We start from the raw sequence: 19,195 nt of genomic DNA on the forward strand, positions 1-19,195 counted from the left end.
TTGTATGAATACAATAGATATATATACTGATGGTTACTACTTGAGGTTTCAACGGATTTTCTGAGGAATCAATTCATTATGGTGATGGTCGAAAAAAAGGGATACAAGCTCAATACGATCAATAACCGGATCAAAGCCATAAAACGATTCTTTCAGTTCCTATCGGATGAAGGCTGGATTGCGCATAATCCTGCTGAGCATTTGAAGTTGCGCAAAGGCCACCGGCCAACAATAGCTTCATTCTCAGAGGAGCAGGTTATTGCACTGCTTCAGCAACCTGATCAGCAGACCTTCATCGGCTTCCGTGATTTCGTCATGCTGTCCTTGATTTTGGATTGTGGTCTGCGAGTTGGTGAACTGACCAAGCTTAAAATGAACCAGGTCGATGTGAAGGAAAGCCAGTTGCTCGGGGTCATCGGGAAGAGTCGGAAGCCGCGGGATATTCCATTTTGTGACGATGTCCGTAAGTTGCTGATTCGGTATGTCAAAGCCAGAGGAGAAGTACCATCATTGCACTTTTTCGTCACATTGGATGGACATTCGCTCGGGGTACGATCTGTTCAAGCTTCTATTCGCAAGTATGGGGAAGCAGCAGGGATTAAGGACGTACGCTCTAGCCCACTCCAGCATACCTTTGCCAAGCTGTATATTATGAATGAAGGTGATCCTTACAGCCTGCAGGATATTTTGGGCCATACCTCGCAGGACATGGTCAAAAAATACGTGAATCTGTGGCGGCCGGAGATGAGATTCAAGCATGCGAAATCGTCGCCTATGAGGCGATTGTATAAAGAGAAGTTATTGGATTGAAGAGGGGAAATCGTGTGGGAGGGTATTGATGTATCTTCCCACTTCCATTTTGTAGTAATCCAATTGCACTTGAAATAGGAGGACGAAGACGAGTTGAAACAGGCTGATTATGGACATTTTTCAAAGCAGCCGTCAAAACTACGGTACGCTTAAGATCAAAAAAGCGTTGAACCAGCAAGGCTTTACGGTATCCAGGCGGAGAATTGGACGAATCATGAAGGAATACGGGTTGGTTTCCTCGTATACGGTCGCTCAGTACAAGCCTCATCCCACGAGATGCAATGAAGCCAAGCAAGCGAATGTACTGGACCGGAAATTTGAAGAAGAGCAGGAGTTATCTGTCGTCGTAAGTGATCTGACGTACGTCCGAGTGGGTTCATATTGGAACTACGTATGCTTCTTTGTAGATCTGTTTAACCGCGAGAATATCGGCTACAGTGCAGGCCCCCACAAGGATGCCAAGCTGGTTTACCGTGCTTTGGCTTCCGTTAAGGGCAACCTGAATGACATTCAGCTCTTCCATACCGACCGAAGCAATGAATTCAAGAATAAGCTCATCGACGCTGCGCTGGAGGCTTTTCAGATTGAGCGTTCTTTGAGCATGAAAGGCTGTCCCTATGACAATGCCGTTGCGGAAACTACTTTTAAAATTTTCAAAACGGAGTTTGTGAAGAAACGTCATTTTGAAAGTCTTGCTGAGCTAACCACAGAATTACATGACTATGTACACTGGTTTAACCATATTCGGATTCACGGTTCTCTGGATTACTTGAGTCCGGCTGAGTTCAAGCAGAGGCACCACAAAAAAATTGTCTAGTTTAGTGTTGACAATCCACATCAATAACAACAAGAGAAAGTAAAAACCCACCCCAAGGTTGACCGCCAAAGGTGGGTTTTTATTCCGAAAGCTTTAAGAAGGGATAAGCCATCCAAGCCAATTGTACTGACCAAGTGTTGACGCACTTGGTCTTTATTTAAGAATATGATAACACATGAGAAAAGATGAATCAAAGAAAAAATTAGATAAGTGAAGTGAAAAGCAGATTAGTAAGCAACCTCGAAGAAGCATTTCCATCATATAACATAGTATTAAAGCGGCGGTTCCTGAAGGACCCTTGGTCTGCTGGATGGATTTCGAAGATGTATTTCAGCAGACAACTCCTGACGGGGTTCATGAATACAGAAACGTTATACGACAGAATTTATCACAAAGATGGAGGTTTAATATGGATTCATTGTTAAGCCAAGAAGATTTAGATGAAATTGAATCAGTTGCTGCTGACTTTGAACAAAAATATAACAAGTTTACAACTGACACAAGTTCTGAGAGTGATCTTCAAACTATATTAAGAGCACACTTATATATTGAATACGAATTAGAGCAAATATTATTAAAAAACTTACTTCATCCAGAATTATTAAGAGATAAATTACGTTTCATTGACAAAGTAAGATTCGTGTTTTCAATGGGGCTGGTCCCAAGAGAGAACATGGACGCAATATTGAAGATCAATAATCTGAGGAATACATTTGCGCATAAGCTAGAATATAACTTTTTTGAAGAGGACTTAAATAAATTAATGGATTCTTTTTCAAATAAGCAGCGAACAGACTATGCATCATATTTAAAGGGAGAAACAATGGCTGGTGTAAGTGGAAAACTTAAAACAGCCCTTTTCACTATATGGATATCATTATATGAAGTTAATAACATCTCTAAGGAATTGGCCGAAAAGATGCAAAGGAACTTAGAGTATATAAAAAGAAATAATAAAAAGGTAGATTGATTCAATCTATAAAGGGAAACGTATACAGAAACAACAGCCGTAAACTGCGCATATAAGTTATGAGATACGTTTAACTGCAAATTATCCTATTTGAATTAATACGTACAGGAAGATAACTAATAGTGAAGGCAGATCTGAGAAGAAATTCCGTCGTATAACATAATATTCAAGCAGCGGCTCCTTTGGAGCCTTGGTCTGCGAGAGGAATTTCGAAGAGGCATTTCAGCAACAACCCCTGACGGGGTTCATGAATATAGAAACGTTATGAGACATCATCGTGATATAATTGAAGCAAAACCGATCAGGGCAGGAGAGACAGAATCCATGGATGACTTTACGAAGAAGCGGATTATGAAGATTATGGACAAGTACACCAAAAATGCAGTACCAGAACATGTGAAAAGCCAGATTAAAATCAGTTATAAGATCAGGGGAAATCATGTGACATTGATTGAAGAGAGACAAGGATACAAAAGCGATCAATGGGTGCAGACGCCTGTAGCACAGTTCAGATTAGATGAAAACGAATGGGAAATATATTGGCAAGACAGTAAAGGGAAATGGCATTTCATAGATGATATTGAACCGAATGAAGATTTTGAAACACAGTTAAAGATCGTGGATGAAGGACATAACGGACTATTTTGGGGCTAACTCGAAGAGGTCAATGACATCTCATAACATAATATTCAAGCAGCGGCTCCTTCGGAGCCTTGGTCTGCGGGGAGAATTTCGATGAAGTATTTCAGCAGACACATCCGACTTCGTCGGACATCGTGAATACAAAAACGTTATGTGTAATTATTGAAAAGATCATGGAGGGGAAATCTATGAAAAAGAAAGAATATAAAGATAGATTAATTGAATTACTTAATGAAGGAATTGAAGAACTAACAACAGACCAAGTAATCCACAAAACGAAATTATTGATTTTTGAATATGAGAAAAAACAAGCGTATAGTACAGAAAATAAGGGGAGACCTTGGACAGATGAAGAGTTAAGAGTAGTATTATCATTTGCCGCAACTAAAGAAAACATACTGAAGTTGGCCAAAGGATTTAAACGTAGTTACGGGAGTATTGAACAAATTTTTAGATGGGCTGTAACCACCGATGAAGAGATTATAAATAAGGGAAGGGAAGATGATAGTTTTATAAAACAGATTAGAAGATTGTATAAAGAGATGGGTTGGAAGGCGTAAATTAGGGTGTCAATCAATGGAGTGATAACTACACATAACATAATATTCAAGCAGCGGCTCCGTTGGAGCCTGGGTCTGTGAGAAGGATTTCGGAGAGGCATTTCAGCAGACAACCCCTTCGGGGTTCATGAATACAGAAACGTTATGAGAAATCAGTGCTAAGTGTTAGCCAATAAGATATTCAATGAGAGTGAAATGGGAGGATCTACAATGAAGATTGATTTTGCGATTGAATCAGATTATGAGTATATCTCGTTAAGAGACAAGCACATACATAAGACACTTATAAAAACAAAAATAAAAGAAAATGAAATTCTAATAATTAGAGAATCCAATCAAGAAATAGGTTGGATGAGATACGGATTTTTTTGGGACAACACACCATTTATGAATATGATATGGATAGATGAGGGGTATAGAGGAACAGGTATTGGTAAAAAAGTTGTCCACTATTGGGAAGAATTGATGAAACAAAAAGGATTTGAAATGGTTATGACCTCAACACTTTCAAATGAAGAAGCTCAACATTTTTATAGAAAGCTTGGATATAGAGATGCTGGATGTTTAATGCTTGAGAATGAACCTCTGGAAATAATACTGACAAAGGAGTTAACAAAAATTGACGTTGAGTAAATCAAGGAAGGCACTGACATCTGATAACATAATATTCAAGCTGCGGCTCCAATGGAGCCTAGGTCTGCGAGTTGGATTTCGAAGAGGGATTTCAGCAGACAACCCCTTTGGGGTTCATGAATACAGAAACGTTATCTGTAATGTCCTAAGCATGAGAATAGGAGATGAAAAAAATGAGAATTGACATAAAACAGAGGGTTGATAGAGCAATCTCAAACTTATTTGAACATGATCAATATTTACTAAGTCATGATCTACATGAAGGAACGATTACCCATAAGTTGGCAGTTTATCTTCAAGAAGAATTTAATGAATATGATGTTGATTTTGAGTACAACAGAAATGTTGATGAAGAAAGTAAAAAGAAAATGATTTATTTCTTAGAAAAAGAATGTGAAGAAATCAAAAGAGAATTCACTAAAGACATCACTGTAGATAGTATAGAATACATGGGGCTATCGACTTTTCCAGATATCATAATTCATAAAAGAGGAGAGAATATAAGCAATCATTTAGTTATAGAGATTAAAAAATCAACAAACAATAACAATATGGATAGAATTTTTGATTTGACGGATTGTCATATGAAGTGCGACACCTGCTGGAAATAAATAAAAAAGGGCCCATGGCCGGATTCGTGTAGAATGAAAGTTCCTACACCCACATTCACACAAGGAGAATCCACCATGAGCTACACACATCTTAGCATAATCGAACGAAGCAAGCTAGAAATCCTGCATCAGCAGGGGAAAAGTTCAAGAGCCATCGCTGAGGAGTTGGGGCGACATCATGGGACCATTTGCCGGGAAATCCGTCGGAATGCTCAGCTACAGTCCTACGAGGCAGAACGCTCCCAAAAGCTTACGCGCAGCGCCGCCAAGCTTCCGTACCCAAAGGCAAATGGACGGAGGAGCAAGCGGTGCAACTGGAAGAAAAGTTGCAAGCGACTTGGTCCCCCGAGCAGATTGTGGAGCGCTTTCGAGCAGAAAGTCGACCCATCGTTTGCTGCAAAACCATCTATCGCTGGATCTATGCCGGTCGCCTTGTTCACCGCTTCCTTAATGATTTCTATAAAGATCCAACTATCAGAACTCAATATAAGCAGTATTTCGAAAAAATGGAAGAAAAGCTTAGAAGAGATTCCATTAGATTCATTCTTCACATTAGACGATGTAGACCAGAAAGATAAGGAATATTTTTCACACTACACTATTGCCAACGGTATTTACGACTATCGTAATAATGCTGTTCATGAATTTCGAAATTTAATTGATTATGGAGGATTTATTAAAGTGCCTTTCCTATCTTATACAAGCAATTTGTACGAGGATCAGGAAGGGTGGTTCACAACTGATATTTCCATTTTCATTTTTACGTGCATTATTATTAAACTGCTATAACAAGGTTAGAAGCGAATATGAAGAATTTATTAAAGGAAGATTTCCTGAGGGTTTATCCTGAGGGCATAGTTCATCACATAGCAACAGATTAAAGCTGCGTCTCCTTAGGCAGCCTAGGTTTAATGGAAGGATTTCGGAGAGGGGTTTCAATAGATAACCCTACAAGCATGAATACGGAAACGTTATGCGCAACCTTAAATACTGACATAGAGAGAGGTAATAATAATGGCAAAAGTAACACAAGCAGATTTTTATTCCGGAGCAGCATTATCGCTTCTATTCAATAACAATATGATCCCTGCATTAACTTCAAAATGCTATTAATATGTGGTAAAGAAAAATTGAATAAAAGTGAAATAGTTATATTAGAGCATAATGAAATAAAGACATGCTTACTTGAAGCCGATAAAAAGAGTTTTACAATTTCGAGGAGAAAAAACGAGAAATATTATAGGATTTCTATGGGTGGAGGAAGAGAGAACAGTCTTCAAATTAAAGCAAATTTGTTAAATCAAATAGCAATCTAAAATACATAAATGCCCTATATTAAAAATATAAAAAATTGGCTTCGTCGCTATACTTCGTGGCTGCAAGTCTAAATCATAGAAATATGCAGAGTGGGAGAATCGGCATATTCTAAGCAAGGGGATACAGAATGAGAGGTTATACTTACAAGGATTACAGGATGGCATTCAGCTCACGGTTTCCTTGCTGTGTCAGTCTATGGGGGCAGAAGGCGAAAACGAAAGGCCGAATGCCTATAAAGCGTAGCGATCTTAAACTAAACCAAAGCAAGCCGAAACGACAAAAACACACGCTTCGGCTTGTTTTATATTTGTTTCTTATTTTTATCCCTTACTTCCCAGACACCGACTTGAACCAATCATTCACTTCTTGCGTAATCTGGTCACCGCCATTGGATTTCCAATTGGCTACAAATTGGTCAAAGGCATCAATCGGCAGCTTGCCGTAGATGATTTTGTTGAAGGTTTCCATTTCGGACTGGCGAAGCAGGTTCCATTTGGATACCATCGTTGGTGTCGCAGCACCGGTGAAGTAGTTCTGTTTGCGAATGTCTAATTGCGACATGACTACCTTGGCTGCGGCCCAGTTTTCGGGTTTGCGGAACTCGGCCATTTGTTTCTCATAAGGGGTTTCTGGCGTCTTCCCATCAGCCAGTTTAACGAGTGTCTTCATGTACAGATCCGGGATACGTGCCGGGCCAGTCAGGAAAGGGAACTCGTTGGAGAAGTCTTTAATCTTCTCTTTATCACTGGTCGGTTGTCCGTCCACGATGTCCCAATCGTAGCCTTTGGCGAAGCCGTATTCATATTCACTGCCAGCGGCCGGGTTAGCCAGGTTATCGAGCAGATAGTTATAGTACAGGAAAATGGCTTCAGGATGCTTCGCGTCCTTGTTAATCATAATACTGGCGTTGACGCCGGAGTTCTGCCATTTCGTACCGATGAGTCCATCTGGACCTGCTGGAATCAGATAAGCTTTAATTTTCGCTCCAGGTACATTCTTCAACAGATCGGGGGCTGGCCAGTCTGGAATCCAGTTGGCTCCGGGCAGAATGCCTGCGGCGCCTTTCGTCCAGCTCTCCGCAGATTTACCTTCATCCCACAGGGCGGAGTCGGTATGAATATAGCCTTTTTCCATCCATTCACTAAGCTTCGCGAGTGCCTGCTTTGCACCTGGATTAATGGAGCCGTACTCCAGATTGCCATCGGCGTCTTTGTTCCACTGCTCCTGGATCGTGCCGTATGCTCCGAATAACCAATCGAGTGAGCCCATCCAGGTGTTTGTATTATTTTTCAAGGAAATTGCGAGTGGAAAAACTTCATTAGGTGCTAAGCCATCCGGGTTCTCGTTCTTGAATTTATCCATGATATTTTCAAGATCCGCGATGGTTTTGGGAGCTTCCAGATTCAGCTTTTCCATCCAATCTTCCCTGAGCCACAGCAGCGTGTCGTTATTATCTGTGTATTCCAGGATCGGCATATTGTATTTCTTGCCGTCCTTGGTGAAAGGGTACCATAGCTCCGGATGCGCTGCCGCGTGGTCTTTCAGAATTTTATTTGCATACTTGTCGAACAACTCATCGATGGCAATGAATTGACCGGAATCAATAAGTTGATTGGTCAATACCGCATTGGTGGGTACCGAAACGAAATCAGGCAGCTTCTCGCCAGAGGCAATGGCCAACTGAAGCTTTTGTTTGTATTGATCATCATTGGCTGGATACCAGGTATCTTTATGCTTCATGCCCAGCGTTTCCAGCATCCACCGATCGTGAACGTTATTTTCTTTGGTGTCCCCTTGAACGTATTTCTTCGGCATCAACACCGAACTGAACTCAATGGGTGGATCGTATTTCCCTTTTGCAAAAGCAGCTTCTGCTTCGGGTGAACCGACCGCCGCCGGCGTATTATCGTTCGTGGCATTCTCATTGGATGTTTCGCCGCTGCCACAGGCTGTAATTGTGATAAGTGCAATGACCATGAGCAGCGACCACCATGTTTTGAATTTGATCATTCTTCAATCCCCCTACGGTGTATGATCTTTACAAATGTAACTGTATCAAGTCGGCGGGGATGGCATCTATATGAGTTTTTTAGTTTCGATAGGACTCTATCATGCTATTTATGATGGTCTCTGTACTCCTGCGGCGTGACCCCAAATTGGCGTTTGAACACCTTGATAAAATAAGCAGGGTCCATATATCCAATCTCCATGCTGATTTCATATACTTTTTTGGTGGTCATTTTCAGCTTGTGACAGGCACGATCCATGCGCAGGCGCGAGATATAATCACTTATGCCTTCACCAGTTTCAATCTTATAAATCTTGGACAAATGGGTCGGATGCAGATTGACATGGTCGGCCAGTACACGGAGGGAAACATCCAGATGCAGGTTTTTATCCGTAAAATCCTGAATCTTCTTCACATACTCGGAACGTATGTCTTTGATTTCGTTGGACGTGCCTTCCTTGAGTTTGCCGAGCACACTAAGCGACCATTTTCGCAGTTTACTGATGGTGGAGAAAGCTTTCCCGCTCTGCAGCCACTCCATATCGCTACCCATTAAGGTAGCCAGAGTAAGCCTATTTCGGTGTGCGAGATTGGTGAAAGAAGCCGTAATTAAAAAACCTGCCTCCATACAATGCTCCCACGATTCCGACCATTTCTCATCCAATTCCTCACAGACGGCTACTATTTTTTCTTCTGCGGCATCCCATTGCCCGCTCTCCAACAGATGAATGAAAGAGGGCGGAGTATACAGGACATCCAGGGGGCCCTGCGCTGCGGGCGTTTCCACGTCACTGACCCGCATCACGAATTCGCGCTCATCTCCGACAATTTGCCGGAAATAAGCCGAGGCCTGCCGAAAGCGGTCATATAGCTGTTTTGGAAACGGGAACCACTCGGTGATGACGATGGAGAGGGAACCCTTCAGGAACTGCTTGACCTTAGACTGAAGCTGCACAGAAAGCTTCTCCAGTATAGTTTCTTTTCCAATGTCGGTATCGTTCTCTTTAAGTTGAAGCAGAAACACCAGATATCCATGTTCCTCCTTCACGCCCCAGACTTCCATAAACTCACCCATAATCTCTTCAGCCATATTGATGACTGCATATTCGATCAAGGTTTGATCGTTGTTGTCATAGTGCCTGAATTCTTCTTCCATACGTACAAGCATTAACGCGTAATCTCCAGCGTGGAAGGGCAGATCGTAATTCGCAAGTTTCCGTTCCCATTCGCCGGCTGCGAATCGATGTCCCTGTAAGGCCTCAAGGAGCAGTCGACCACGTAAATGGGGCAGATTCTCCCGAAGGGTAAACTGGGTTCGTTTAAGTGAGCTTATGAGCTCCCATTCTGTGTTTAATTGATCAATAGCCTTTTGAACGGCGCCCATCAATTCATCGTCAGTCGATGGTTTCAGCAAGTAATCAACGGCCTCGTACTGGATGGCTTTTTTGGCGAAATCGAATTCGGAATATCCGGATAAAAGAATACACTTTATTTTTTTGTCACGGACTCTGATCCGTTCGATCAGTTCAATCCCTGTCATTTCGGGCATCTGAATATCCGAGATCACAATATCAATGGGGTGCGTATCGATAATTTGTAGTGCTTCATGTGCTGAGTAAGCTTTATGCACATGTTCAATCCCCAGCGTGTGCCAGGGTTTGGTCATGGAAAGGTTATCTACCCAGTGTGCTTCATCGTCTACGATGATCATCTGCATGTTATTTGTCTCCTTGTTGGTTTGTATATATAAGTTGAACGAATGATTTTACACGGGACCACTGCGCGGTCAGAACCAACTTCCGATCGCTGTTATCCCAGATTTTTTGAATCCCTTACAAAAGGGGAAATCTGGGGATAAGCCTATGTTTTCGATGTAGCTTTCTTTCAGAAAGCTTTTAGGCGAACGCTTCGCTTCTCCAGATCTGCCCTCTCCGTTATCGTGTAAATGTTTAGTTCAACTTATATCGTTATGATTTTCTTCCTCTGTTGGAATCTCCCAGATGATCTCTGTTCGGAATCCGCCGAGCGGGGACGGCTTGAAAATAAGGCATGACTGATTGCCGAATAGATGCATGATCCGCTGGTTCGTATTCCAGAGACCACAGCCCATTTCCTCCTGCAACGGCTGCTGCATTTTACGATTCAGAGCTTCCAACTGATCCGGGCTCAGGCCGGGTCCGTCGTCATCAATGTAAATTTTGCAGAAACCGTCCGAGCTTTCCCCGCTAATTCGGATTTCACCAGATGAATACGACTTCGCTATGCCGTGAATGACCGAATTTTCCACAATCGGTTGAAGCATTAAACGTGGAACAGACTGGCTAAGCATATGCTCAGGGATATCGATGTGATATTCAATTCTCCCATTGCGCAGCTTTTGGATATCCAAATAGTTGACGAGCAGCTTGATTTCTTCCTTCAAAGAAGACGTTTCTCGTTCCATTCGGGTGGTATAGCGATAGTATGCACTTAAGTTATAAGCCATAGAGATGACCGCTTCTTCATCCTTCATCTGGGCCATATTGATGATATAGCCAAGGCAGTTATACAGAAAATGGGGATTGATCTGCGCCTGTAGCTGCTTCAGCGTGGCTTCCCGGGCTCTGATCTTTTCATGAAATACATTCTCGATCAGATCTTGAATTTGATGAGACATATCATTAAATCGATGAAACAGAAATGAGAACTCATTCTGATCCTTGCTATGCAGACGTACGGAATAGTCTCCCCGCTGCACACGCTGTAAGCCCTGGATCAGCTTTTTGATCGGATATTGAACGTTTCTGTACAGTAGTATTGAAGCGGAAATGCCCACAACAAATAGCAGAATCATAAAGAGATAGAACAGGTTCCGACTGAGTGAAATGGGTTGCAGGATCTGATAGAGTGGGACCACATCTACTAAATGCCAATCCAAATATGAAGACTTTACAGAACTGACCAGATAGTTCTTCCCATTCAGCTTCACGACATCCGGTGTAGTGTCCTCCGGGGAGTGAGTATCCAGATAACGAATGAGTTCTTCGGATAGCTGCTTGTCTGCACTGCGGTTCAGAATGGGCGAATTCCCTTTGTGATAAAAGAAGGGATCGCCTTGTCCACCTTTCTTGTACGTGTCCAGCATGTTCTGAATGTTCTCATAACTGAAGCTGGCTTCAATCACCAGGTTGCTTCCCGTCAACATCCCCGGCTGGGCCAAGGAATCGGTAAAGAACCAGTAAAAGGATTGAAGCTCCTCTTGAGATTCCGCACCATGATCACCATATGTCCATTGGCCACTCATATTTCTTTTTAGGTAATTCTCATCATACCCTGATGATCTGTTGTAGTTGGCGATGACATCTTGGTTCTGCTGTGAATACACAGCATATCGGGTGGGCCATATATCGGTGACCCCGGATTGAAGCATCATCTTTTCCTGAATGACATATCGGGTCTGCATCTGGTCATAAAGATCATCCCACATGTTCAAACCATTGAATGCTCTGACATTGGGATCTCTAGAGAGAATAAGACTGAAATCCATCATCTGGTTAATGCGGGAATCGATCTGACTGGATAAAAACGTGAGCTGTTTGGTATTGGATATTTGCAGCTCTTTGCTTACGACATCGTAGGTGACATTGTTCGAGTAGGTATACATGATAATAATGGGGATGAACAAAACCACGATTAAGCAGTTTATTTTGGCAAACAGACTAAACCGGGATCGAGCCGTTCCTTGGAATAATATAAAGCGCTTCCATATATTCATAAAAGTCTCCTTCAATCGATATTCCTAACAAAACCATATCCATCCTAACAATGTTATATAGTCAGACCTGAGAATTGCCTGATACTATTTATAGCAGAGATCCCCATTACACACAAAAACTTTTTTTGGGAACAGGAGAGCGCTATGGAGGCTAACCGGGTGCCGCAGGCGAACATTGGAAGCAAGCCGAATAGAAGAAAAAAGAAAGTCTATAAACAACCATGGATTCTCCACTTGATGGTGTTGCCGGCGGCCATTATGGTTTTTATTTTTTCGTATATTCCGATGTCCGGGATTCTTATGGCATTTCAAGACTATAAACCTGCACTGGGTTTTTTCAATTCTGAATGGGTCGGACTGAAGCATTTCAGGTACATGTGGGAGAATGATTATTTCCTGCAAATTACGTGGAATACGCTGTTTTTTGCCTGCTCCAAAATGGTAATGAACCTGATTATTCCGTTTATCTTCGCCTTATTGTTGAATGAGGTCAGGAAGATGGCGCTCAAAAGAACCATTCAAACACTCGTGTATCTTCCGCACTTTTTGTCTTGGGTTACGCTATCAGGCATTCTGATCGATATTCTGGCCCAGACAGGGATCATCAATCAATTCCTTTCCTCTGTATTCGGCATCAAGCCGATTTTCTTCCTGGGGGATGGCAACTGGTTCCGCTTTACGATCATTGCAAGTGATGTCTGGAAGGAGTTTGGCTTCAACACGATCATTTTCCTGGCGGCACTGTCCGGTATTAATCCGTCACTCTATGAAGCGGCTGAAGTGGATGGGGCGGGGCGCTGGAAGCAGACGATGTATATTACCATCCCGGCGCTTATTCCGATTGGGATCGTGATCGCAACCCTGGCACTAGGCAATGTGCTCAATGCAAACTTCGATCAGATCTTTAACTTATATAGTCCATTAATCTATCAGCAAGCGGATATCATCGATACCTTTGTGTACAGGGAAGGTCTGCTTAGTGGGCAGTTCAGCTTCGCTACCGCCGTGAATTTATTTAAATCGGTTATTAGCTTAATCCTGATCGTGATCTCATACCGACTGGCATACCGATTCGCGGGGTACAGAATTTTCTAGAAAGGATGACGAGCCGATGTACCATAAAACGATTCCATATCGAGTATTCAGCATATTCAATAATGTGTTCCTGACCATCCTTTCGCTGCTCTGCTTGCTGCCTTTATATCACTTGCTCATGGTATCTCTTAGCGCATCCGCACCTGCCAATGCCGGACTGGTTACGTTCTGGCCGATTGGCTTTACGCTTGAAGCCTATGCGAAGACGTTTGATAATGCCAATTTCCTCTCCTCCTTGTGGGTGTCTGTGAAGCGGACGGTACTTGGAACGGGACTTGCGTTAGTGGTAAATACGATTGCAGCGTATGCGCTTTCCAAGGAGACGCGAGTCTTCCGTGCACGCAATATCTACCTTTGGTATTTTGTCATCACCATGTTATTCAGCGGTGGTCTCATTCCGGGCTACATTCTGATTCTGAAGCTTGGACTGATGAATACATTGCTGGCATTGATTCTGCCTGGATTGGTTGCGGTATTTAACATTATTCTGCTGCTTAATTTCTTCCGTACCGTACCCAAGGATCTGGAGGAAGCCGCTTTTATTGATGGGGCAGGGCATTTGCAGACTTTTATCAAAATATATTTGCCCGTCTCCATACCCGTCATTGCCACGGTTTCCCTATTCATGATGGTCGGACATTGGAACTCTTATTTTGACGGGATGATCTATATTCGAGATTCAGAAAAGCTTCCGCTGGCGACATTTATGCAGACGATTATCGTTCAGGCCGACATGTCCAAGCTCGACCCGGAAGCCGTCGCCAATCTATCCCAGCGAACCATTCGGGCCTCGCAAATCTTTATCAGTGCACTGCCGATCCTGCTCGTGTATCCGTTTCTGCAACGTTATTTTGTGACCGGGATCGTGGTCGGGGCGGTAAAAGAATAATAAATCTACCTATTGAAATAGGGTTTGAAAAGGGAGTTACTGAACTAGTCCGAGACTAGGCCATGTAACTTCTTTTTTTAACGTAGAGGTGGGGGGAGAGTAAAAACTCAACGCTTAATTTAGTAGTAGTTATAACACAGCGCTATAAGCATGTCAGCACGAAAAATATCCAGCGTATTCAGAGCCTGCTGGATCACATGGATATGGAAGCTTGAGCACTCTGCTTAGTATTCCCTTTTCACCAATTTTTTCTTCGCAAGTGGAACTGAGTGCGTTATCATATATGTAGTTCAGATACTAACTTGAAGATGCAGTATTTACGAAGTACATAGATTAGATGTTAGTTGAAATACACGCAATGATGAAATGAGGGAATGAGATGCCAGAATATTCTCAAATCCAAACCTATATAAAGTGCGATCAAAGTAATATAAAAGAGATCATGCTTGACTTTATAATCGCATTAAATAACTGTGGTATTAAAGACGCTGATAAGTAATGAGCAAACTGCCATCTTGTATCATTATCAGCGTTAGGTGAAATCATAGCTATGAATATATCAATTGAATGTTATCCTGGGGGCAAATATGAAAACATATATTTACTTTGTTAGACATAGTGAATCATCCAAATCGGAAGGAAATGAAAGAACTCGAGGATTAACTAAAAAAGGAAAGTTTGATTCCCATAGAATAACCGAACTGCTGAAGGATGAAGGAATTAGTGTATTTATTTCAAGTCCATATGTTCGAGCAATCCTAACAATTGAAGAGTTGGCACAACAAAGTGATAAAGAGATTTTAGTGTTTGAAGATCTTAAAGAACTTGTATTTTCAAGAGAGGATACGATTATTCCAGACGAAGAAGTATACTCACTCGTAAGTAAGATGTTTAAAGACCCGTATTATAAGGAACCTTTTGGTGAGTCCATAAATGACTGTCAAAGACGATCTGTAACAAGATTAAAAGAAATAATAATGAACTATAAGGGGCAGAAGATAGCAATAGGAACACATGGATTGGTCATGATATTAATGATGAGATACTTCGATGATCAATACGGGTATGAGTTCTTAATGAAAACCTCAAAACCAGATGTATATAGAATGGAGTTCAACGATGAAGAATTAATAGATACTCAAAGAATATATAAAGAAGTGAATTGTGGGTGAATTCGAGAAAGGCTGTGATATCATATAACATTGCATTCAACGCTGCGGGCCGAGACAAGCTCGACCCTTGGTCCGGAAGAGGCATTTCAGGGGAGTGGATCCACCGGACACATTCAACCGGCTAAGTGGCAGAGCCACCCGGACCTGCGGTCCTTAAGCCGCTTGGACGTCGTGAACACAGAAACGTTATAGGAAATCAGCAACATTATAAAAATACATTATAAGTTATTGATCATTTATTACAAAGATGCCTTTCAGCTATCGGACGGTTGAGTTAAAGAACGGGTAGAACTTTGTTTTCTCTTTTTATAGAATTCATATAAAACAAGTGATTGATAATGTAGGAGGCGGTACCATTGAAAACAATTCAAAAGATGTTTGAGCATTTAAATTGGGCTAATCAAAGCATTCTAGAAGTATTTCAAAATGTAGAGATTGGGGAGCAGCAGTTAAGTTTATTTACTCATATTCTATATGCTGAACAAATATGGTTAACTAGATTAAAAGGAATGGACAGTTCACAAATGCCTATCTGGTCGGATGGTGATATAACAGTCTGTGCAAAACTTATTAAACAAAATGAAGAAAACTTCAAAACATTTCTCGCTGAAATAGCAAAAACTGACCTGGATAACTTAATAACATACACAAATAGTAGTGGTAAAGAGTTTATGACTTCTATACGAGATATTTTAACTCACGTAGCACTTCATGGTCAGTATCATCGAGGACAGATTAACTCGCGACTTCGAGTAGATGGTATTGATCCAGTTAACATTGATTATATTACTTTTGTAAGATAGATGTATCAGATTAAGTAACCCCTTGCTGAAGAACTGTTCTAATTGTTTGCTTGTTGAACTCATGGATAACGTTGCTACGTAAACTTGTAAAATACAATTCAGATATTACGCATTGTTGTTACGCTAACGAGACACGATATTTAAAAATAACTAAAGTTGGGGAATACAAAGAAGGCGCTGACATCCTATAACATTAATTTCTGCTTCGTCGCTACCTTTCCTTGGTCGCCAAGTGGGTTTTCGGAGAAGCTTATTCAGACGATCATTCAAACGGCTAAGTCTGACGACCCGATGCTACGCACCTTAAGCCGCTTGAACGTAAGAAATGTGCAACATTATACGACAGAATCAAAAGAAAAAAGAGCCAATGGGCTCTCAATCTAAAGATAAATCTAATTCGTTATGTAGGTGAAGAGCATCTTTAAAACCTTGCAAATAGATTTCACGCTCTAAAATAGTTTGAACAGAAAGGTCTGCGTCATCAAAAAGGAATAGAGTCTTTTGTATATCCTCTGATAGTAGTTCATGTAACTGCTTGAAGTAAAGATTCCGTTCGGATGAGAACTGGTTGTAGCTGGAGTTGTTTTTGATAAGCTCGCCATATAAAGATTCAATTCGATTACGAATCAGTGAATCGAGTAAGACTTCTAAAGAAGTATGCATAATTGAACATCATCCAATGGGTTTAATTTTGCGAATAAAAGTTTAACTTATTGAATATAATTTTAACACGAACATATAAGTCAATACATGTTGAAGACGTTTTGATAAAGAAAATATACTTTCATATAATTAAAGAAAATTCACTTCATGTGTGAAAGGAATATCAGATGATTAGTTACAAACCTTTTCAAAAATTATTGATCGACAGGGAAATTAAGAAGCAGGATTTACTGAAAATGACGGGGATTTCGTCTGCTACAATGGCGAAGCTCAATACGAATGAATATGTGTCATTAGAAGTAATTGATAAATTATGTACGGCTTTAGGTTGTCAACCAGGAGATTTATTGGAACACATAGCAGAGCAATGACAGATTAGGATCAAGGAAGAATTTTGGTTGATCGAAGAAGTGATTCTGTCGTATAACATAATATTCAAGCTGCGCTCCTGACGGAGCTTAGTCTGCGGATGGATTTCGAAGAGGCATCTCAGCATACAACCCCTTTGGGGTTCATGAATACAGAAGCGTTATGCGAAACACTTGCATATATTTGAAGTTAACTCAAGGGGGATTTAAATGAGCAAGTATGACCAAGCAGCTATTGAAGCAGTAGAGCTAATTTATCAAGGAGCAACTAATTCACCAGTCGAAGCCTGGGATATTGCTACGTCTGAATTGTTTGGTAAAGGATCATGGGGGCAAAAGAAGGGGTGTCCAAAGAACGCTTTTCTGGGATTATGCGAAGAGGGATGTATTGAAGGGATTCCAAAAGGTCTTTATAACACAAGAAGAAAATCAAAAAACAAGGATTATGCAATTAAGGCTGTTAAATTAATAAAGGTACAACCAAATCTATTAGAAAACATTAAAGAACTATGGAACAAGGTTACTAATAATAGTGGAATATCACACAATCATCAAATGGATGTTGTAAAGGCACTCTCTAAGAAGAATTACATACAAGGATAATCCTCATGGTATTCTCAGGGATGGCAATTGCAACGCATAACATAATATTCAAGCAGCGGCTCCGATGGAGCCTGGGTCTGCGGGAAGGATTTCGGAGAGGCACTTCAGCAGACAACCCTGACGGGTTCAGGAATCGTTAGAACATTAGGCGTAATTCCTAAAAAAATAATTAATGAACTGACTATAAGATCATTTCAATTAGGGGAAGATTCGTAATGATTATTAAACCAAATGACTTTAATGTGAAAGAACTAAAATATCGTATTAGATCTACAGCAGTTGAAGATGCAAAAAGCTTGTCTGAGCTACGATTACAAATTGATAGCGAGACAGAAAATATGGACAGAGAAAGTGGAGAAGAATTTATTGACGCCTCCGGATTTGAGGAGATAATTAAAACAGATCAAGCGAGTCCAAGGAACCTATTCTTAGTTGCTGAAATTGAAAATCGCATTGTTGGTTTTTCGCGGTGCGAAGGAACAAATTTAAAGCGACTATTGCATAAAGTGGAATTTGGAATATGCGTACTAAAAGAATTTTGGGGATATGGAATTGGAAAGAATCTATTAAGAGAGTCTATAATATGGGCTGATTCAGTTGGTATACAAAAAATGGTATTGAACGTGTTAGAGACAAATGAGAACGCAATAGAATTATATAAAAAACAAGGATTTGAAATTGAAGGAGTATTAAAACATGATAAGTTGCTTACTGATGGTAGACTATACAGTAGCATTGTAATGGGTAGATTTAAAGAAAAATAAAACAAATGTTAGCAATTCATAGGAGTCAGGAACTACGCATAACATAATATTCAAGCTGCGGCATATGTTAAAATGATAAAAAGAAGAAATAGGACGAAAAGCTAAGAGGTAGAACACATGAAATGGCAAGAAGTTAGAGAACTGTTCCCTGACCAATTTGTTCTGGTTTCTATAATTAATTATCATGAGGAAGACAACAAAAAAATAGTAGATGAAGTTGCACCGATTCGCACAATATCAGAAGAAGATGCGAATAAAGAGTTTTTTCAAGTAAAGCCTGGGAACATAGTGTACCATACATCAAATCAAGACTTTGTGATTCACCTCCGCAGAGATACAGCATTCAAAATATAGAAATAGATGTAGGCATATTGCCTTAAGATACATAAAGGACTCCTCGGGTTGGATATTCTGAAACAACAAAATTTTATAATTGACTTGAAAATATTAGAATTACGTAAGTGAATTTTGAAAAAGAATAAATGAATTGAAATTAAGGATGTCGCCGAAATCATATAACAATGCATCTAAGCTGCGGGGCTTGTGCCCTTTGGTTATCAGGTGTCAAGCACAGAAGCATATTCAGATAACACACGATAGGACCTAAGATAAGAGCTATCTAAGGTCGGGTCATGTCATAGATGCGGAAACGTTATATGCAATCGGGGCAAACCAATAGAACGTAGAAAAAAGTCAGCTTTGGAGTTCTGTAGAAG

At 40.8% G+C, this 19,195-nt stretch carries 18 protein-coding genes and 2 pseudogenes; 16 read left to right on the forward strand and 4 right to left on the reverse strand.

Annotated features, from left to right (window positions below; translation table 11 throughout):
• Positions 1-78: 78 nt before the first annotated feature.
• The 8 genes and pseudogenes from E0698_RS11575 to E0698_RS27660 all read left to right on the forward strand — a co-directional run.
• Positions 79-810 (forward strand): tyrosine-type recombinase/integrase, encoded by a 732-nt coding sequence (locus tag E0698_RS11575; RefSeq protein ID WP_103049519.1) that lies wholly within the window; start codon positions 79-81, stop codon positions 808-810.
• 106 nt (positions 811-916) lie between these two features.
• Positions 917-1,627: pseudogene (locus E0698_RS11580) on the forward strand (IS3 family transposase); the annotation flags it as partial.
• A 310-nt stretch (positions 1,628-1,937) separates the two neighbouring features.
• Positions 1,938-2,597, forward strand: a complete 660-nt coding sequence (locus E0698_RS11585) for a hypothetical protein (RefSeq protein WP_192511647.1) — start codon at positions 1,938-1,940, stop codon at positions 2,595-2,597.
• Positions 2,598-2,921: 324 nt separating this feature from the next.
• Positions 2,922-3,251, forward strand: coding sequence for a DUF3024 domain-containing protein (locus E0698_RS26485; protein ID WP_202894867.1), 330 nt, complete (start codon positions 2,922-2,924; stop codon positions 3,249-3,251).
• 176 nt (positions 3,252-3,427) lie between these two features.
• Complete coding sequence (locus tag E0698_RS11595) at positions 3,428-3,799, forward strand: hypothetical protein (protein WP_040103232.1); 372 nt, start codon at positions 3,428-3,430, stop codon at positions 3,797-3,799.
• A 210-nt stretch (positions 3,800-4,009) separates the two neighbouring features.
• The gene (locus E0698_RS11600) at positions 4,010-4,432 is read left to right on the forward strand and encodes a GNAT family N-acetyltransferase (protein ID WP_134913325.1); all 423 of its coding nucleotides are present in this window, start codon (positions 4,010-4,012) and stop codon (positions 4,430-4,432) included.
• Positions 4,433-4,605: 173 nt separating this feature from the next.
• The gene (locus tag E0698_RS11605) at positions 4,606-5,043 is read left to right on the forward strand and encodes a hypothetical protein (RefSeq protein ID WP_192511648.1); all 438 of its coding nucleotides are present in this window, start codon (positions 4,606-4,608) and stop codon (positions 5,041-5,043) included.
• 75 nt (positions 5,044-5,118) lie between these two features.
• A pseudogene (locus E0698_RS27660) lies at positions 5,119-5,477 on the forward strand (transposase); the annotation flags it as partial.
• Between the two features lie 1,210 nt (positions 5,478-6,687).
• Here E0698_RS27660 and E0698_RS11615 read toward each other — a convergent pair.
• The 3 genes from E0698_RS11615 to E0698_RS11625 all read right to left on the reverse strand — a co-directional run bounded on the left by E0698_RS11615 (position 6,688) and on the right by E0698_RS11625 (position 12,122).
• Entirely contained in the window at positions 6,688-8,370 is a 1,683-nt protein-coding gene (locus E0698_RS11615) for an ABC transporter substrate-binding protein (protein WP_192511649.1), read from the reverse strand.
• A gap of 104 nt (positions 8,371-8,474) precedes the next feature.
• The gene (locus E0698_RS11620; protein WP_192511650.1) at positions 8,475-10,085 is read right to left on the reverse strand and encodes a response regulator transcription factor; all 1,611 of its coding nucleotides are present in this window, start codon (positions 10,083-10,085) and stop codon (positions 8,475-8,477) included.
• 237 nt (positions 10,086-10,322) lie between these two features.
• Complete coding sequence (locus tag E0698_RS11625) at positions 10,323-12,122, reverse strand: cache domain-containing sensor histidine kinase (protein ID WP_192511651.1); 1,800 nt, start codon at positions 12,120-12,122, stop codon at positions 10,323-10,325.
• A gap of 144 nt (positions 12,123-12,266) precedes the next feature.
• Here E0698_RS11625 and E0698_RS11630 point away from each other — a divergent pair, with 144 nt between their 5' ends.
• From E0698_RS11630 to E0698_RS11645, 4 genes are all read left to right on the forward strand, one after another.
• Positions 12,267-13,217 carry an ABC transporter permease gene (locus E0698_RS11630; protein WP_192511652.1) on the forward strand — a complete coding sequence of 317 codons (951 nt, stop codon included), beginning with the start codon at positions 12,267-12,269 and terminating at the stop codon, positions 13,215-13,217.
• Positions 13,218-13,233: 16 nt separating this feature from the next.
• Entirely contained in the window at positions 13,234-14,106 is an 873-nt protein-coding gene (locus E0698_RS11635) for a carbohydrate ABC transporter permease (protein ID WP_134913342.1), read from the forward strand.
• 587 nt (positions 14,107-14,693) lie between these two features.
• Positions 14,694-15,278, forward strand: a complete 585-nt coding sequence (locus E0698_RS11640) for a histidine phosphatase family protein (RefSeq protein WP_192511653.1) — start codon at positions 14,694-14,696, stop codon at positions 15,276-15,278.
• A 356-nt stretch (positions 15,279-15,634) separates the two neighbouring features.
• Positions 15,635-16,081 carry a DinB family protein gene (locus E0698_RS11645; RefSeq protein ID WP_192511654.1) on the forward strand — a complete coding sequence of 149 codons (447 nt, stop codon included), beginning with the start codon at positions 15,635-15,637 and terminating at the stop codon, positions 16,079-16,081.
• Between the two features lie 375 nt (positions 16,082-16,456).
• On the opposite strand, the gene E0698_RS11650 is transcribed toward E0698_RS11645, so the two are convergent.
• Positions 16,457-16,744 (reverse strand): hypothetical protein, encoded by a 288-nt coding sequence (locus E0698_RS11650; RefSeq protein ID WP_192511655.1) that lies wholly within the window; start codon positions 16,742-16,744, stop codon positions 16,457-16,459.
• 167 nt (positions 16,745-16,911) lie between these two features.
• Between E0698_RS11650 and E0698_RS11655 the strand changes: the two genes are divergently transcribed.
• The 4 genes from E0698_RS11655 (at position 16,912) to E0698_RS11670 (ending at position 18,833) form a co-directional block, all read left to right on the forward strand.
• Entirely contained in the window at positions 16,912-17,115 is a 204-nt protein-coding gene (locus E0698_RS11655) for a helix-turn-helix domain-containing protein (RefSeq protein WP_019686344.1), read from the forward strand.
• Positions 17,116-17,322: 207 nt separating this feature from the next.
• The gene (locus E0698_RS11660; RefSeq protein ID WP_134913345.1) at positions 17,323-17,715 is read left to right on the forward strand and encodes a DUF6979 family protein; all 393 of its coding nucleotides are present in this window, start codon (positions 17,323-17,325) and stop codon (positions 17,713-17,715) included.
• A gap of 215 nt (positions 17,716-17,930) precedes the next feature.
• Entirely contained in the window at positions 17,931-18,479 is a 549-nt protein-coding gene (locus E0698_RS11665; protein ID WP_134913346.1) for a GNAT family N-acetyltransferase, read from the forward strand.
• Between the two features lie 117 nt (positions 18,480-18,596).
• Positions 18,597-18,833, forward strand: coding sequence for a hypothetical protein (locus tag E0698_RS11670; protein ID WP_134913347.1), 237 nt, complete (start codon positions 18,597-18,599; stop codon positions 18,831-18,833).
• The last annotated feature ends 362 nt before the right edge of the window (positions 18,834-19,195 follow it).

The organism is Paenibacillus sp. 23TSA30-6 (assembly GCF_014858585.1).
GTDB lineage: Bacteria > Bacillota > Bacilli > Paenibacillales > Paenibacillaceae > Paenibacillus.

Bases quoted from the DNA above. Each gene is read 5' to 3' on its own strand.
- E0698_RS11620 (WP_192511650.1), bottom strand. From the start codon at position 10,085: ATGCAGATGATCATCGTAGACGATGAAGCACACTGGGTAGATAACCTT.
- E0698_RS11615 (WP_192511649.1), bottom strand. From the start codon at position 8,370: ATGATCAAATTCAAAACATGGTGGTCGCTGCTCATGGTCATTGCACTT.
- E0698_RS11665 (WP_134913346.1), top strand. From the start codon at position 17,931: ATGATTATTAAACCAAATGACTTTAATGTGAAAGAACTAAAATATCGT.
- E0698_RS11635 (WP_134913342.1), top strand. From the start codon at position 13,234: ATGTACCATAAAACGATTCCATATCGAGTATTCAGCATATTCAATAAT.
- E0698_RS11575 (WP_103049519.1), top strand. From the start codon at position 79: ATGGTGATGGTCGAAAAAAAGGGATACAAGCTCAATACGATCAATAAC.
- E0698_RS11625 (WP_192511651.1), bottom strand. From the start codon at position 12,122: ATGAATATATGGAAGCGCTTTATATTATTCCAAGGAACGGCTCGATCC.
- E0698_RS11670 (WP_134913347.1), top strand. From the start codon at position 18,597: ATGAAATGGCAAGAAGTTAGAGAACTGTTCCCTGACCAATTTGTTCTG.
- E0698_RS11655 (WP_019686344.1), top strand. From the start codon at position 16,912: ATGATTAGTTACAAACCTTTTCAAAAATTATTGATCGACAGGGAAATT.
- E0698_RS11605 (WP_192511648.1), top strand. From the start codon at position 4,606: ATGAGAATTGACATAAAACAGAGGGTTGATAGAGCAATCTCAAACTTA.
- E0698_RS11640 (WP_192511653.1), top strand. From the start codon at position 14,694: ATGAAAACATATATTTACTTTGTTAGACATAGTGAATCATCCAAATCG.
- E0698_RS11595 (WP_040103232.1), top strand. From the start codon at position 3,428: ATGAAAAAGAAAGAATATAAAGATAGATTAATTGAATTACTTAATGAA.
- E0698_RS11585 (WP_192511647.1), top strand. From the start codon at position 1,938: ATGGATTTCGAAGATGTATTTCAGCAGACAACTCCTGACGGGGTTCAT.
- E0698_RS11650 (WP_192511655.1), bottom strand. From the start codon at position 16,744: ATGCATACTTCTTTAGAAGTCTTACTCGATTCACTGATTCGTAATCGA.
- E0698_RS11600 (WP_134913325.1), top strand. From the start codon at position 4,010: ATGAAGATTGATTTTGCGATTGAATCAGATTATGAGTATATCTCGTTA.
- E0698_RS11630 (WP_192511652.1), top strand. From the start codon at position 12,267: ATGGAGGCTAACCGGGTGCCGCAGGCGAACATTGGAAGCAAGCCGAAT.
- E0698_RS26485 (WP_202894867.1), top strand. From the start codon at position 2,922: ATGGATGACTTTACGAAGAAGCGGATTATGAAGATTATGGACAAGTAC.
- E0698_RS11660 (WP_134913345.1), top strand. From the start codon at position 17,323: ATGAGCAAGTATGACCAAGCAGCTATTGAAGCAGTAGAGCTAATTTAT.